Source organism: Syntrophomonas curvata (assembly GCF_052976825.1).
In genome coordinates this window covers 1674961-1692435 of the sequence record NZ_CM129641.1, presented here as the reverse complement: position 1 = coordinate 1692435, position 17475 = coordinate 1674961, and the positions used below count along the sequence as shown (strand labels likewise).

11 protein-coding genes are annotated in these 17475 nt (G+C 43.5%); all 11 read left to right on the top strand.

What is annotated here, in order from left to right; genetic code table 11:
• Nucleotides 1-24 precede the first annotated feature (24 nt).
• On the top strand, nucleotides 25-744 hold the full coding sequence (locus ACU70B_RS07535) for a DUF421 domain-containing protein (protein ID WP_447182958.1): 720 nt from the start codon (nucleotides 25-27) through the stop codon (nucleotides 742-744).
• 445 nt (nucleotides 745-1189) lie between these two features.
• Nucleotides 1190-1840 (top strand): GNAT family N-acetyltransferase, encoded by a 651-nt coding sequence (locus ACU70B_RS07530; RefSeq protein WP_447182957.1) that lies wholly within the window; start codon nucleotides 1190-1192, stop codon nucleotides 1838-1840.
• Nucleotides 1837-9744: a non-ribosomal peptide synthetase gene (locus ACU70B_RS07525; RefSeq protein ID WP_447182956.1), complete on the top strand. Its 7908-nt coding sequence runs from the start codon at nucleotides 1837-1839 to the stop codon at nucleotides 9742-9744. The genes ACU70B_RS07530 and ACU70B_RS07525 overlap by 4 nt, the downstream gene beginning before the upstream one ends.
• Nucleotides 9745-9758: 14 nt before the next feature.
• Nucleotides 9759-10400, top strand: a complete 642-nt coding sequence (locus tag ACU70B_RS07520; RefSeq protein ID WP_447182955.1) for a 4'-phosphopantetheinyl transferase family protein — start codon at nucleotides 9759-9761, stop codon at nucleotides 10398-10400.
• Nucleotides 10401-10427: 27 nt separating this feature from the next.
• Nucleotides 10428-11084, top strand: a complete 657-nt coding sequence (locus tag ACU70B_RS07515) for an HAD family hydrolase (RefSeq protein WP_447182954.1) — start codon at nucleotides 10428-10430, stop codon at nucleotides 11082-11084.
• 133 nt (nucleotides 11085-11217) lie between these two features.
• Complete coding sequence (locus ACU70B_RS07510) at nucleotides 11218-11850, top strand: YigZ family protein (RefSeq protein ID WP_447182953.1); 633 nt, start codon at nucleotides 11218-11220, stop codon at nucleotides 11848-11850.
• A 152-nt stretch (nucleotides 11851-12002) separates the two neighbouring features.
• A complete protein-coding gene (locus ACU70B_RS07505) occupies nucleotides 12003-12632 on the top strand; it encodes a hypothetical protein (RefSeq protein WP_447182952.1) in 630 nt (209 codons plus the stop codon).
• 158 nt (nucleotides 12633-12790) lie between these two features.
• Entirely contained in the window at nucleotides 12791-13381 is a 591-nt protein-coding gene (locus tag ACU70B_RS07500) for a hypothetical protein (protein WP_447182951.1), read from the top strand.
• Between the two features lie 166 nt (nucleotides 13382-13547).
• Nucleotides 13548-14210, top strand: coding sequence for an HAD family hydrolase (locus tag ACU70B_RS07495; protein WP_447182950.1), 663 nt, complete (start codon nucleotides 13548-13550; stop codon nucleotides 14208-14210).
• Between the two features lie 21 nt (nucleotides 14211-14231).
• Complete coding sequence (locus ACU70B_RS07490) at nucleotides 14232-14570, top strand: arsenate reductase family protein (RefSeq protein WP_447182949.1); 339 nt, start codon at nucleotides 14232-14234, stop codon at nucleotides 14568-14570.
• Nucleotides 14571-15012: 442 nt separating this feature from the next.
• The gene (locus ACU70B_RS07485; RefSeq protein ID WP_447182948.1) at nucleotides 15013-17397 is read left to right on the top strand and encodes a winged helix-turn-helix domain-containing protein; all 2385 of its coding nucleotides are present in this window, start codon (nucleotides 15013-15015) and stop codon (nucleotides 17395-17397) included.
• Nucleotides 17398-17475: the final 78 nt, after the last annotated feature.

The following is a 17475-nucleotide window of genomic DNA, read 5'->3' as shown; positions in this document are numbered from 1 at the left end:
ATTTAGAGGCAATGAGGTGGAACAGTGAACATAGTGCTTGATAATCTTGATATACTGTTCAGAAATCTGATTGCTGCTGGCATCTTATTCCTGGTTACCTTTGTGATCGGAAAAAAGCTGATATCCCAGCTGAATTTTTTTGATTTTATCGTAGGAATAACCATTGGGTCTATAGCAGCAGCTTTGTCAGTGGATAAGACCATTACTTATCCGCACGGGATCATCAGTCTTGTGATCTGGGGCATGATCCCGCTTATAGTTGCCGGAATAGCTCTGGCTGACATCAAGGCCAGACGAAGGCTGGATGGAGTCCCCACCCTCCTGGTTCAAAACGGTAAAATTTTGGAAGATAACCTTAAGAAAGAAAAATATCATGTAAATGATTTACTGGAAGAGCTGAGATTAAAGGGTGTTTTTAACCTAACCGATCTGGACTTAGCCGTTTTAGAAACCAGCGGCCAGATCAGTGTGCAACTCAAACCGGAAAAGCAGCCGGTCACCGTATCTGACTTGAATCTCTCCGCAACCCGCCATGGACTTTGGGCCAATCTGATAATTGACGGCAAGATACTGCACCAGCATCTCAGGCTGGTAAACCGTGATGAAGCCTGGTTAAGAGAGGAATTGAGAAAGCGGGATCTAGAGGATGTGAACCGGGTGCTGCTGGCGTCCATGGATGCGGACGGTAACCTTTATATTGATGTGAAAGACGACCAAATGGAACAATTTAATGTACTAAAATAAGATAGTCAACCGTAGCCCTGGTGACATCACCCTTCATTCTATTCGAGGCAGGGGAGTCAGCAGCCCGTTGCGCCATATAATAACTCAAATTAGCCTTTTAAGCCCACTGCCGGCACCTGCGTATCATATTTTCCGAACCAGTCTCTCCGAAAAAGGTAACCCGATACCTCCTTAAATGTGAGCTTTTGGCAGCCTCACAACCTGCAGGACCAGCACCGATAATCCGCAGCTTTTTTTACCCGATTGGCTTTAGACATTTCTTGCTATCCTCAAATTTCACGGCTGATATTAATAGTTACAAGTATATAACGCCATACTGTGCTATGGTTAAAGGGAATTGCGTATTATTGACGAACTATTTTATATAAAAATACGGGAACCGTTCTCTGCCCTGGTGACTAATGTTTTTTGCAAGTTGATACGGTCCTTTTCGTAAAGGTGGTCGATGGGAATAAATACAAAATTTATAACCGCAACACTTGATATGCTGGAAGGCATAGCAGCAGTTCACACCGCAGCATTCTCAGAACGTGAACCCATGACTATGTCGGTGAATTTTACCAAAGAGGAAATGTATGATTATTTCCTGAAAATTATTCCGGAAAGCATAGATTCCGGGCTTACAATTGCGGCAGTAGATGAAGATACTAGAGCCGTGGCAGGTGCAATCACTTGCTTTGATGCTTTTGCCGACTTTCCCCACATCGAATGGACAGCAAAGGAAATCGACGGGATTGGCAGGACAAACGCATTTTTTGAAGAGTTGGAAAAGCCATTGAACGGCAACCCGGTCTTTAAGCCTGGGAAATGCATTAGATTCATGTACATATCCACCGATGAGAATTATCTTAGAATGGGAATTGCCGAAAATCTTACTGCGGCTATGATCAACCGTGCGGTTGATTTGGGCTATCAATTAATTATAGTCGATGCCACCAACAGGAAATCTGCCGGTAACCTTGAGAAACTAGGCTTCCACCGGGAAAACGTATTGTCATATAACGAAGTGGAAAAGGACGGTGTAAGACCATTTGCAAATGTAGAGGGTGAGGGTATTCTATATTCGATGAATTTACCAGGAGGAGAAGCCAAATGAGAACATTTGATCTTTCCAATGCCCAGCTCCGGATACTCACCACAGAGATTGCCAATCCGGGTACTACAGCCTATATTGTACCCATCAGCGTTACATTCCCACCTGCCGATGAATCATATATTTTAGATGCTCTAAAATCAGTTCTTATAGGAAATATCAATATCCGGTTTACCCGGAATGATAATTTGGATGTAGTTCAATACATAAGTGAGGCGGATTATTCTGCCCTAAAATATGTGGACGTTGATGTACATAACCTGGAAACGGCTTTGAAAGAATCTGTATCAGAGGGATTTCCCACTATTTTTGATGTGCCTATGTACCGTTTTACCCTCATCAAAGCCCCTCATGAATTAATACTGGTGATTGTGCTGCATCACCTGATAGGCGATGGTACCTCGATATATATGCTTGCTGATAGGCTTCAAGAAGCGGTAAGATGCTTGAAAAACGGCGGTAAATACTCATTTAACGAAGCGGATTACCAACTGTACATTGAACGTGAGGCGCAATACCTAAACTCTCCGGAGGGCAAAAAGGATAAGGCTTATTGGGTTAATCAGTTTATGGATTTATCAGGCTTTATGCAGGCAATACCGGTTAGTGAGGAATTATCCATTGGCACAAAAATTATCGACCTGCCGGAGAAATTAATCGAGGGAATCAGTACAGTATGCAATAAATGCAATACCCAAATTTCACCTTTTGTTTTCGCCAGTGCGTTGGCGGCGGTATATCTTACGCGGGTTAATAAAGCTGAGGGAATAGTATTATCCTCAGGATACTCCGGCAGAAGCTTTGGCGAAGATTTAAATGATGCTATGGGCATGTTCGTTAATCTTTTGCCGCAAAAATATCCTTATAGTCCGGAAATGACATTTGTCCAGGTTCTGGAGAATGCAAAACTAACATTAAAAAGCGGATTAACCCATGGTAAATACCCCTTTAACCTTTACACCGAGGAGTTAAAACAAAATCACATAGATGCCGGTATGCTTTTGAATTACTCCATTGTCTCCAATTCATGGGAGTTTGATAATGTTAAAGTTTTGGAACTTAGCCATGGTGAATTCCCTTTGCTTATCAGGATTAATCCCGGCAGAAATGATAAAAACGGTCTGCAGCGAATCAGAATCGAGTATCGCCTTGATTGTTTTACCGATAAAAAAATCGATTCCTTGGCAGATGGCCTTTTGACTATGCTGGAGGATATTGTTAATAATCCCGCAACACCCTGCGGTAAGTTAAATCTGGTTGGTGAAGCGGAACGAAGGCTGATTGCCGACGGGATGGCCACTGTCCAAAATAGTTTTGCCTGTCAGGAAGCCCGGAAGTATTTTGAGAAAATATTTGCCGGCAACGAAATAGACTCCAACCTCATCCTGGACAAGCAAGGTGAAAAGGATGTGCCGGTCTTGGCTTCCTATACCTTGAATTGTAACCTGCCCCATAATAAAATCGTTTGGTTGGGAGCATTTGCCTATACTTTGGCCAAATACACCAATCAGGAAGAGGTAATTTTCTGTATTACTGTTGATGGGAAAGTATTGCCTCTTTACATGAATATAAACGAAACTCAGACTGCGCTTGAGTATTTGCAGCAGATAGATGATAATTTTGCCCTTACTCAAAAATACTCCTATTATCCATTCACCGAAATCAAGACCAATTATGCAGTCAGCTCTGATGTGATGCTGGTATGTGGTGACTCTAATGTTGACGAGCCTTTTAAGCTTAAGCTGAATGTATCTGAGTTCGGTATTACCGGTACATACAACGCGAATCTTTATAACCGGGAAACCATAGAGCGTTTTTCAACATCCATGTATGCGGTTATGATGGCTTTATCAGAGGGCCGGAGGCTAAGTGCGATTGAGATAATTTCCAGGAATGATATGGAGTTGGTGAATTCCTTTAACCATAATACCTTCCCGGTTGATCGGGAGTTGACCGTAGTAGATATGTTACGTTCCCAGGTGGCCAGGACCCCCAACCACACTGCAGTGGTATATGCAAATAATTCGTATACCTATCTGGAACTGGATCAGATTACGGATAAAATTGCCAAGCTTCTAACCTCCAAAGGCGCCGGTAGGGAACAGGCGGTAGGGATACTAATCCATCGCTCGGAGTTGATGGCGATTTGTTCAATTGGAGTATTGAAAAGTGGTGCGGCCTATCTGCCGCTTGACCCTAATTATCCGGCGGAACGGTTGGAATTTATGCTAAAAGATGCCGGTGCGAAAATCCTTATACGGGACGATGATTTATGTGATGAGACACCCAATTACGAAGGTGAAATGATTCCCACCAGTGCAATTTGGGATATGGAGGATTGTGAGGTTGAATTAGTACCACCAAAAGCAGAAGATCTATTTATACTTTTATATACTTCAGGCTCTACCGGTACGCCCAAGGGCTGTATGATTGAGCATAGAAATCTGGTCAATTTCTGTTTGTGGTATCACAATTATTACTGTGTAACGAGTGAGGATAAAAGCGCCGCCTATGCCAGCTACGGCTTTGATGCTTGCATGATGGATTTATATCCGTTTTTGACCCGGGGTGCTTGTGTACATATTATTCCGGAAGAATTGCGTCTGGATTTGACCGGACTTAATGATTATTTTGAGAAAAACGGCATTACCATAGCATTTATGACTACTCAGTTAGGCCGCCAGTTTGCTATGAGTATGGATAATAAAAGCCTCCGGCATCTATCTACTGGCGGCGAAAAATTGGTACCCTGTGCACCGCCGGATTTCAATTTTTATAATTTGTACGGACCCACGGAATGCACCATCCTGTCTACCGCTTTTTTAGTGGATAAGGAGTATGCCACTGTACCTATCGGCAAGCCCCTGGGCAATACCGACTTATATATTCTGGATAAACAGGGGAGGCAAATGCCGGTAGGAGTTCCCGGGGAGTTGTGTATTTCCGGTTATCAAGTGTCCAGGGGATATTTAGGCCGAGATGATTTAACCGCAGATAAATATGTGTCAAATCCATACAACAGGGCCAAGGGATATGAGCGCTATTATAAAACAGGAGACGTATGCCGCTGGCTGCCGGACGGCAATATGGAATTTGTGGGCAGACGTGATTTTCAGGTAAAAATTCGCGGTTTTAGAGTGGAGCTTACCGAAATTGAAGGCAAAATCCGGGAGTATCCTGGTATCCTCGATGGAACCGTAGTTGCCTATGACGAGGCCGGCGGCGGCAAATATGTAGCGGCGTATATCGTAGCCGACCATCAGGTTAAGATACAGGACTTGAATGATTTTATTGCCGAAGACTTACCGGTCTATATGGTGCCGGCTGTTACCATGCAACTGGAAAACATACCCCTCAACCAAAACGGCAAGGTAAACAAGCGGGCACTGCCGGAACCGAGCATGACATTTGAGGAAGCAGTTCCACCCCAGAATAAAATGCAGGCCAGGATTTTTACCTGCATCAAATCCGTGATCGGCAACGATGCATTCGGCATTAATACGGATGTATACCGGGCAGGTCTGACGTCTATCGGAGCGGTAAAACTAAATGTTATTCTGGCAAAAGAATTTGGTATTAATATAAAATCCCGAGATATTAAACATAATAACACGGTTGAAAAACTGGAACAGTTTATTCTTCAAAACAGCAGTACGGAAAAGGTATATGACAGATTATCTGAGTATCCATTGACCCAGACTCAAATGGGTATATATTTGGAATGCCTGCGGGATGAAAAATCTACTATCTACAACATACCTATGCTGTTTAAGCTGGGGCAAGGTGTGGATGCCAGGAAACTGGCTGCAGCTATTAAAACAGTGATTAATGCCCATCCGTATATAAAGTGCTATCTGAAAACCGATGCCAACGGTGACATCAAACAGGTCAGAAACGATGATTTTGAGTATGATGTGCCGATAATCAAAACCCCAGCTATCGAAGAAATAAAGCATACGCTGCTCCAACCCTTTGATTTCACCTCTGCACCACTGTTTAAATTTCTCATATACCAGACAGATATTGCCCAGTATCTGTTTATGGATATTCATCATATCATCTGTGACGGCAGTTCTATAGCAGTTTTATTCAGTGATATTAACCGGGCCTATAAGGATGAAGCCCTGGAGCAGGAGATTTATTCGAGCTTTGAACTTGCTCTTGATGAAATGGAATCCCGAGGGGGGAAAGAATACACTGATGCCAAAGCTTACTTTGATTCCATTTTTAAGGGTGTGGAGATCAATTCCTTACCGGCCCGGGATGCAAAAAGCGATGTAGAGCAATGCAAAACCCTGGAGCGGGTTGAAAAATTATCAATGGAGCAGATTGACGGTTTCTGCAAGAAAAACAACCTTACCCCCAATACCTTGTTTACAGGTGCCTTTGCTCATTTGTTAGGACAATACACCAATCAGGACGAAGCCTTGTTTACCACCATATATAATGGCCGCAATGATGCGCGAAAAGCCAATATGGTAGGTATGCTGGTCAAAACTCTGCCCGTTTATGCCAATATTGATGCCAGCCAGACTGTATCAGAATATTTAAAAACCATAAAGGAACATATTTTAGAGCTGATGGCCAACGACATATACTCCTTCGGGGAAATCAGCCGTACTTACGGAATTAAGGCAGATATATTATTTGCATATCAGGGAGAAGATTTTTCTGATTTTCAAATTGGGGGAAAGTCAACCGAGCAGGTATATTTTGAGGCAACAGACGCCAAGGCCCCCTTATCTGTAGATGTATTTGTCGAAGGCGGCAACTATCGTTTCATAACAGAATACCGAAGTGATTGGTATTCTGAAGACATGATTTCTGCCTTTATCGATGCCTATATTGAAATGCTCAAGAGTTTTTTGGAGGCTGAAACCCTGGCTGATGTGACCATAAGCTCAGACCAAGCTATGGCTTTATTGGACAGTTTCAACCAGACTGATTGGCCGGTAAGAGATATCCCGGTATCACAATTATTTGAGGAGCAGGCGGCACAACACCCCGATAAAGTGGCGGTAATTGCCTGTAATGAACAACTTACATTCAAGGAACTTAACGAAAAGGCTAATCGGGTGGCCAATTCCCTGATAGAAATGGGCATTCACAATGATCAGATGGCAGCTATTATGCTTCCCCGAACGGTAAATGTATACGTGGCCTGCCAGGGCGTAGTGAAATCCGGCGGTGCATTTCTGCCCATTGATCCGGAGTATCCCGATGATAGAATCGAGTATATTTTAGAGGACAGCGCCGCCCCCTATATTATAACTACCGAGGCGATTAAGAGTGAGCGCAGCAACATATGCTCTAATGGCAATTATAGGGTTGTCACCATCGAACAATTATTGAAATGTGATAATACCACAAATCCGGTGGTAGATATCAAGCCTCATGACATGTGCTATTGCATCTACACCTCAGGCTCCACCGGAAAGCCCAAGGGGGTTATGATAGAGCATACCAATCTGGTGCATTACTGTAATGCCAATCCCTTAAACCCGGAAATCATGTCCTATGTCAATAACGCCAGCGTATCTCTGGCCCTGGCGGCAATTACCTTTGATGTATCGATATTGGAGCAATTTGTGCCTCTGTTAAACGGCATCACCGTCTGCATGGCTAATGAGGAGGAAATCCATAATCCACTGGCGTTATCAGAATTGATTCTAAATAACCAGGTGGATATGATGACCTGTACACCATCATTTATCACCAACATTGTAGATGCACCTGAAATGCGTGAGGCGCTTCGTCAGATTAAAGCGTTTAATGTTGGGGCGGAATCATTCCCGGCCGCACTATACGAAAAGATTAAGGCCTTAGGTACGGATGCACATGTATTTAACGGTTATGGACCTACTGAAGCCACTATTGGTTGTACCTTCTGCGAAGTTTTGGGCGATAAAATTACCATCGGCAGACCTATGTCCAATGTGCGGATTTATATGATTAATAAAAGCCATAAAATACTGCCGGCAGGTGTTCCCGGCGAACTGGTGATTGCGGGTGCAGGCGTTGGGCGAGGCTATGTAAACAATCCGGAAATGACAGCAGACAAGTATATCACCTTAAAGGGCAGGCGAGCATACCGCAGCGGCGATTTGGCAAAGTGGAACTTTAACGGCGAAATTGAATTCCACGGAAGAATCGATAATCAGGTGAAACTGAGAGGACTACGGGTGGAATTAGGTGAAATTGAAAATGTAATGAACGATTACCAGGATGTACTATCCAGCATCGTGGTGGTATATGAAAACGAATCAGGACAATTCCTGTGCGGTTATTTTACCGCCCAGGGGATAGTTGACAAGGTATTATTGACGCAGCATCTGTCAGCTGCCCTGACTTATTACATGGTACCCAGTGTATTGATTCAGCTTGATAAGCTTCCGCTGACCAATAACGGCAAGGTGGATAAAAAAGCACTTCCTGAGCCGGATTTCGTAATGGCAGAGCGCGAATATATTGCTCCTGCCAATAAAACTGAATCAGATTTATGTGAGATTTTTAAATCTGTTTTGGGTTTAAACCAGGTCGGCGCAACTGATAACTTCTTTGAAATCGGCGGTACTTCTTTAAGTGCATCAAAGGTTGCCATGAAGTGTATGACCGGCGGCTACAACATTGTATACGGCGATATTTTCAAAGCTCCCACCGCCAGAGAGCTGGCAGCAACGACAGATGAGGGAGCCAGAGAAGAAATCAAAGCAGATATAATTACATCATATGATTATAGCAGGCTGGCGGCAGCACTGGCCGGAAACGATTTGTGCTATATTGACCAGGTGGAATATAATCCGGTCGGCAATATCCTTTTGACTGGTGCCACGGGGTTTTTGGGAATCCATGTATTAAAAGAATTTCTGGATAATTACACCGGTAAGGCTTACTGCTTTATACGCAAAGGCAGAGTTAAGAGCCTTGAGGAACGCTTGAAAATAATGTTGATGTATTATTTCGAGGATACCTATGAGGAATTATTCGATGACCGAATTATTGTAATTGATGGTGATATTACTGATTTGGACAGCGTTTTGGCACTGGAGCAATATGACTTTGATACGGTTATCAACTGCGCGGCCAACGTAAAGCATTTCGTAGTGGACGACACCCTGGAAAAGATTAATGTGGGCGGGGTGAAGAACTTGATTAAGCTTTGTCAAAAGACTGCAAAACGTTTGATTCAGGTATCCACAACCAGCATTGCCGGCGAGGGCAGCAATAATAGTCCGCCAATGGACAAGAGGATATTGGAAAGCGAACTGTATTTTGGACAGGGTCTGGAAAATGCCTATATACACTCCAAATTCCTGGCCGAACGCGCCGTTTTGGAGGCCATCAGCGAGGGACTGGACGCTAAAATAATGCGCGTGGGTAATCTAATGCCGAGATATTCAGACGGCGAATTTCAGATTAACTTTCTGACCAATAATTTTATGCAGCAGCTGCGAGGCTACAAGATTATCGGAAAATTCCCCATAACGGCAATGGATGTACCTGCGGAATTCTCTCCGATTGACTCTACTGCGGCGGCAATTATGAAACTATCCGGCACCAACAAGGAGTTTTCGGTTTTCCATCCCTACAACAACCATTTAATTTATATGTCTGACGTGATTTATGCTATAAACCAATATGGCTTTAGGATTGATGTGGTAAGTGAGGATGAATTTCAAAAATCAATGCTGGAAGCTATGCAGGACGAAAAACGTAATGAAGCTATTTCCGGGCTTATTGCATATTTGTCAAGCGATACCTTTAGCAAAATCTACCTGATTGATGCAAGTAACAAATTCACCACCGAAATCCTATACCGGCTAGACTACAAATGGCCTATCATAAGTGACGAGTATATGAAGCAGGCAATTAAAGCTCTGGATGGACTTAACTTTTTTGACCTATGATTAAGATATATTTAATGAACATATCCGAACTGGACCCTAATGATAGCAAATGGAAAAACTATGTTTCAGAAAAACGATATACAAAAATGAAAAGCTATCTGCAGAAAAAGGACAGGGCCCTGTCCCTGGGAGGTGAGCTGTTGTTGAACCGCGGTTTACAGGAGCTGTATCCCGATATAAAATGCCCTGTCACCTGCTCGGAAGATGAACATGGCAAGCCGTATTTGTCGGACCATCCCGATATATATTTCAATATCTCTCATTCCGAGGAATATGCAGTATGTGCTATTTCCGATGTACCGGTGGGAGTGGATATAGAATATTGCAGTGCTATCGATTTGGATGTTGCCGGTAGCTATTTCTTTAGCCGGGAATACGGATACATTCTGGAAAAGCCCGAGTCGGACCGCATCGATGCCTTTTATGATTTGTGGACTTTGAAGGAAAGCTATATGAAGGCGACCGGACTTGGCTTTCGGTTGGCGCTGGATGCCTTTTGCATTCATATGGGAGATAAAATAACAGTGGTACAGGACCGGCAAATACAGCCATACAGCTTTTTTCACACACAACACGGTAACTACAAGTTAGCAGTATGCTACCAAGACCGTAAGGCTGAATCCGCTGGCTTAAGCAGCTGCTCGGAACTATGGTAGACTATAAATATAGGGAGACAGGCAGGAATGAGATACCATGTTAATCTTGTAATATTTGACTTCGACGGCGTTATAATTGATTCCGGGCAGGACATAGCCGGTGCAATGCAGCACGTGTTAAAACAATTTAACCAGCCTATTCTGACCCGGGAGGAAATAATCAGCTATGTAGGTCACGGAGTGGGACACCTGATAAGAAACTGTTTTTCGGGCTGTGATGATGATACCATCGAACAGGTGATACCAATCTACCGGAAACACTATTTGGAAAATGCGGTAGTCGAGACCAGGCTGTATGAACACGTAGAAGAAACCCTGAAGCATATTAAATCCAGTGAAAGCACAAAAACAGCACTGGTAACCAACAAACCGGAAGATTTGGCCCTGAAAATCCTTGAGGTATTAGGCGTCAAACAATACTTTGACATGGTGGTCGGGCCCGAATCGGTAAAGAAAATGAAGCCTGACCCGGAGGGTATTATCCAGGTACTGGAGCATTTTAAACTACCAGCCCAACAAGCCATAATGGTCGGTGATTCTTATGTCGATGTGGAAGCGGGTAAGAACGCCGGTACCCTAACCTGTGGTGTGACCTATGGATTGGGTAACAGGGAAGAGCTCATCAAATCCTCTCCGGACATTTTTATAAGCGATCTGGCCGAGTTGTTGGAGCATATACAATAATTTCAAATAGCCTGGTAAAAAGTATGGGCTGGATCATTATTCCACTACCGGTATTTGTAATCTTTCAAAGACGGCTGAAGGCAAGTCCTGAGGCTTAATAGAACATTTATATGCCCGTGAAAGGTTTAAATAAATGACCTACAAAACCATAAGTGAGACCACCATCGCCGAAATAGTTATAAAAAAGTCCAGGTTTATTTGTATTCTGATGCCTCTGAATCAAATACAAGATATAGAGACCGGGCGTGATGAGGCTAAGCAAAAATATCCCGGGGCCAATCATTATTGTTTTGCTTATAGATTAAGGCAGGACGGCAGCCTGTTGGAACGATGCAGTGATGACGGTGAACCAGGGGGAACTGCGGGATGGCCCATGCTTAATGTACTGGCGCAGAAGGATTTAGAAAACATTATGGCTATTGTAGTCCGTTATTTTGGCGGAACCCTGCTGGGAACCGGCGGATTGGTCAAGGCATATACCCGATCTGTTCTATCAGCCCTGGATAAGGCCCGGATTATACACATGGAATACTCCCAAAAGATCATGTTGACCCTGGACTATAACTGTTATGGCAGTTTCGAAAAACATTTCCACAGTATCATAGCTGATATAACAGATATTCAATATGCCGACCATATTAAGTTGGAAATTTGGGTTGCTATCGATAAACTGGACGATTTTACAGCTAAAATTGATAACCTTGGCTCGGGAACGGCAACCATGGAACTATGTGAACAGGCCTTTATTGGCCGGAAACAGCGTTAGCTCCTGGACCGGCTGCCTGAAGCGGTTACTGGAGAATAAAGGTAAACTATTAAATGAAGGGAGACAGGCAGGATGAAATAATCCTACAGGGGCTTTTTTTAAGTAAGTAATAACTTGGTGGCGGTAGGGAGACATGGAGAGGAGAATGGGGAATGTTTAGAAAAAAATGGACTCGCATACTGATGATTCTGCTTTGCATATGGCTCATAACCTCGGTCTATTACTATACCCAACACAGAATCACCATCAACCGGTGTGCCCTGGATAAGGAAGTAACCGTGGACGGTATGGTTGTACAGCTGAATGAAATTGTATTCACCGACTTGGAAAAAAGCTTTACTCTGTTTCGTAATGAGCGTTACTACAAAACTCTTGCCAAACTACCTGTCTTTGCCCAGCAGGCTTACTTCAAGGTTTACACTTTTTACAGCAAGCCCTATAAAAAGCTGGAACACAATTACGATAACCGATTTGGAATAATCGAACTCAGGGGAACTTTGACTACTGACAAGTCAATTGATTTATTTCTTGACAGGATATCACTGGTCAATAAAGCAGGGTTGGAATTTTCGGGGCATCGTGGTATCGAAAACAAATCCGCGTCCACTTACAGCTTTTACATCGGGGGCAGATATTTTGTGAAAAATGATAAAACCGCTTACTTCATCATCAAGGATGAAAATGACGCTATCATCAAGTCTGTTCCTATAAAGCTGGAATGGCAAAGCAAAACCTATAATTACTTTAATCGCCCACCAAATAGACCGCTGTCCAAAATCTAGGATGATCCTTACATCAAAATTACGGCTTACAGGTTATTCAAGGGGGTATTTTACTGTTAAAAAGAACAACTATAGCGATATTACTGGTTTTATTAATCCTGACATTCGCTGGCAGGCATATTTTAAACCTATTTATGGGACATGATATTATAGCAGGTTTGGAAGGGCAAATATTTTTTCTGCAGAGGGAAGAAGGGGTATTAAACCTGTATACTGCTGACGCCGGGCTGGCTAATACCGACCTTGTATATAGCCATAGGGGTAAAGGAGAACCAAATAACAATATAATAGATTACAATTACGACAAGTCCCAAGACGAATTTCACTTTGTTGCCATGAAAGATGGGAGTTGGGGATTATACTCCATCAAAACCGGCGAGAAAAAGCCTCGTTTTATTGGAGATATTGAATCAGGGTCAGAAGATTTTATATACATAAAACCGGAAATCAACGGCTCTAAAGCAACCAATAAAATGGGCTCTCTCTATCTAGATAAAAACGGCCACGAAATACAGTTAAAACACTACTACGGCGTCTACGACAGCAAATTTTCTCCGGGTTACGTTCCATTGGGTTTTTCACCTGACGGTAAATATCTGCTGTACAGTTGGACAGGACATTGGACTCCTGCAGGAACGTTCTTTGAAAGCCTGGTTAATGAGAATATTGGCGGCGTATATGTTATGGATATAGGCAGCCGAAAAAGCAATTACTATATTTCCGGGCAAAAAATTCTGTGGGTTAAATAAATACCTTATTATCATATATCTAAATTAATTATCCTCCAATTTGTTCTATTCTCAATACACCCCTCCCATTTACATAGAACACCGTTTTAAGATAATACTTGAGTGTATGGTTATTTGGGTATATATGTATAATTCCGTTATATAACACTAATAGTGGAGGGAACTTATGAAGCTGGCGATTTTTGATTTCGATGGGACTCTATTGACGAAGGACACCCTGCCCTGTTTGGGTAAGGAATGGATCAGGCAGAAAAGATCGCTGATCAGATATGCGCTCGTTTATCTTTACATTATACCGACACTAGTCTGGTATAAAATGAGGATTATAAGCCGGGAAAAATTTAAAAATCTGGCTTTTGATAGATTTAATCTGATTTTTAAGGGAATGAGCAGAACACAGATAAATGAGTTTTTTCAAAACGCTTATCCTAATATTAAGGAGCTATTTAATATTACGGTGATAAATGAGATAGAAATGGCGCGGAAACAAGGCTTTCATTGTGTACTGCTTTCCGGGGCTTATGCTGATTTATTGCGGATAGTGGCCATGGATCTGGGCTTGGACACGGTTATTGCTGCCGAGCTGGCTTTTCAGAATGGCGTTTTTGATCATAATGGAGATATCCCTTTTATTACGGGAAAGAAAAAAGTAGCATTGTTACAGAATACATTTGCCGATAAAAATGTCGACTGGGAAGGCAGCAAGTGCTTTGCGGACAGTATGGCCGATATTGAGCTTATGCAACTAGTAGGAAACCCAGTTGCTATAAATCCTGATACCGGCCTCCTTTCCCATGCTCTTGATAACCACTGGGAAATTGCCGGTTGAATTTGACAGGAGAACTGGAGATTGAATATACAGATATTTGGCCTTAAGAAGTGTTTTGATACACAAAAAGCCGAACGATATTTTAAAGAAAGAAATATTAAATATCAATTCATAGACATTAAGCAGAAAAGTTTAAGCAAGGGTGAATTTGAAAGCGTAAAAAAGTCGGTCGGTCTTAATGATTTGATAAATCGTAACGCAAAAGAATATAAGCAATATAATTTGGATCGAATCGGGAGTAGCAGCATGCGCGAAGAAATCCTGTTCAACCATCAAAAGCTCTTTAATACACCCATTGTAAGAAATGGTAAGCAAGCTACTGTTGGCTATCGGCCTGAGGTATGGAAAGACTGGGAATAATCGTTATCGAAAAGCCTTCCAATGATCCAGTTAGGGTTGTCCTGTGATATAGCTCACGGTGGTAACGGTTGGGTCTTTCATGTTGCCTATGGTCACCATCTTGTAAGAAAGCTCACTCGGGCATACACATGTTGTTAAATCTGTTGAAATCAACCACAAGATATAGTATTTTTATTATGGATAGTTATGGATTGTGGAGAAAATAATGGGGGAATTGTAAGAGCCCCATCCATGCAAATCGGGCAGAAAGCAATTTATACTTAAGCAATTTGTTCTAATCCAGAAACATATAAATGCTTTGGAAAATGGTGATTTCTTGAACTGTTATCCTCACTTAAATAATATCTTTATATCCGAGCGCCTGAAGCGGCGGTTAAACGAAATAAATACTTATCCCATTACCACGGTCGTTGCACCCATGGGCTTTGGAAAAACCACCGCAATGAACTGGTGGTCAAAACGTCAAAAAAAAAGTCAAGCCGATGCCGTTATTCTACGTCAAATTATTGTTACGGACAGTATTACGGATTTTTGGATGGGCTTCTGCCGGGCCTTCAAAGGCTACCCCGAATTAACCGAACAAATGAAAGCTCTCGGGTACCCCCAGGATGCAAGTGCCATATCCATGCTGGCGGAGCTTTTGGATGATGCATTGTCACCAAGCGCCAGCCGAATTTACATAGTCATGGACGATCTCCATATCCTTCAGCAAAAACCATTGACACCGCTGTTGCTTTTTCTTTCCCGCAGCCTGCCGGACAGTGTTCATATCATTCTTCTGTCCCGCAATCAGATTTTTAACGAGGAGGAACGGATGCGCCTCGGTAATCTGCTGGGTGAAATTACTGCCGATGACCTGCGCCTCAGCCAACAAGAGTTGGCTGTCTATGCCAAACGCTGTGGACTTGAACCCTCGGCCGAGGAAATTAATGTCCTGGCTACGCTCACCGAGGGATGGATCTCCATGGTATATCTGAATTTCAAGGCCTATGCCCAGAAGGGATGCTGGCTATCCAGTTCAGCCGACATTTTTACGCTGATTGATCAGGTATTATTAAATCCGTTACCGGAACGTCAACGGGAATTTCTTGTTCTGATTGGCATGGCCGATGAGTTTACGGCAGATCAGGCAGCCTATATGTGGCAGCACCCGGATACGGTGAAACTTCTTAGTGCCCTTTCAAAAAACAATGCTTTTATAACCCGTAATGAAAACGGGATTTATCGCTGCCACCATATGTTGCGCCACTGTACCCGGCAGAAATTTGCCGAAAAGCCGGAAACCTGGCAGAGAGAAAATTATTCCCGATTAGGGCAATGGTATCTGGATCACGAAGAATATGTCCCGGCCTATTTCGCCTTCGCCAGTGCCCAGGATTGGAATGGTGTGCTCATAACATTGGAAAAGGATAAGGCAAAGAGTCTGAACACCGAGCACAGTCAGGAATTTTTCCGCTGGATCAAAACTTGTCCCGAAGAATATCTTTTAAGATATCCCATTGCCATCGTTGCGTGCATGGTCAAGATGTTTTCTTTTCATAATATCCCCGAAATCAAACGTATGAAGGGAATGCTTCTTAAGTCGCTGGAACAGGATACTGCTCTGAGCGAACAGGAACGCCATGATCTTTTGGGCGATGCCGAGGTATCAGAGAGCTTTCTTTGCTACAATAACATCTCGGCCATGAGTGTCCATCACCGCAAGGCCTGCGCATTACTTAGCCGCACCTCGCTCAGTATTGACCCCAAAGGCGCCTGGACATTTTCTGCTCCCTCCATCTTTATGATGTATCATCGCAGTGTAGGCGGCGCAGACAATGAAAATGCCGAGATGCAAGAGTGCATGCCCTATTATTATCAGGTGTCGGACGGACATGGCAACGGGGCGGAGCATGGGTTTGCAGCTGACTTGTTCTATGAACGGGGACAACTGACCGATGCCGACATCGCCAACCGCATGGCCATGGCGGCGGCCAATCAAAAAAAGCAGTTCAGTGTTATGCTGAATTGCAATTTTCTTTCTATGCGTATGGCACTTTTTAACGGAGATTTTGAAGCTGTAAAAAAACACAGTCTGGATTGTCGGGAATGGCTGCGCAGGGAGCGGCAGTACACACTCCTGAATACACTTGATATGTGCCAAAGCTTTCTCTATGCCCTGCTGGGACATCCGGAGGCTGCACCCAGGTGGATGGCTGAGGGACGGCTGCAGGAGGCCCTGGTCTTATTCCCCGCCACACCCATGCTCCACACCTTTTATAACCAGCTGCTGCTGGCCCAGGGAGAATGGACGCAGGTTCTGGCCAGGCGGGAGGAATGCGAAAATCTCTATGGTATTTACCACAATGTACTCTGTGAAATCTGGCTTCATATTCAGCTTGCCGCAGCCCTCGGGCAGATCGGCAGAAGCGAGGAAGCCCAAAAGGAGCTGCTAACAGCTCTGGACCAAGCGCTTCCCGATGGCATTGTTATGCCCTTTGCCGAAAGTGAAGGCTATATTGCAGATATGCTGAAGGAGCTTAAAAGCACGGGAGTATACGCCAAGGAAATTGGGTATATTCTGGCCCTGGCCGAGCAGTTTGGCGCTGCCAGGCAGAAAATACGCTGGGAGCACTTTGGCGAGCATGAAAACTATGGACTGTCCGATCGGGAACTGGAAATTGCCCGACTGGCAGCCCAGCGGAAAACTAATCTGGAAATTGCTGCAGAGCTGCATCTGGCCGAAGGAACGGTGCGCAATCAGCTCTCGCGTATCTTTGATAAACTCAACATCTCCGGCAGCAGCAAAAACAAACGCCTGGAATTGGAGAATTTACTGAAATTATAAAAATAGTGACAAATGGTCACACTACAAATTCAAAACGTCACTGTACAATGAAACGGTACAGTGGCGTTTTTTTATATT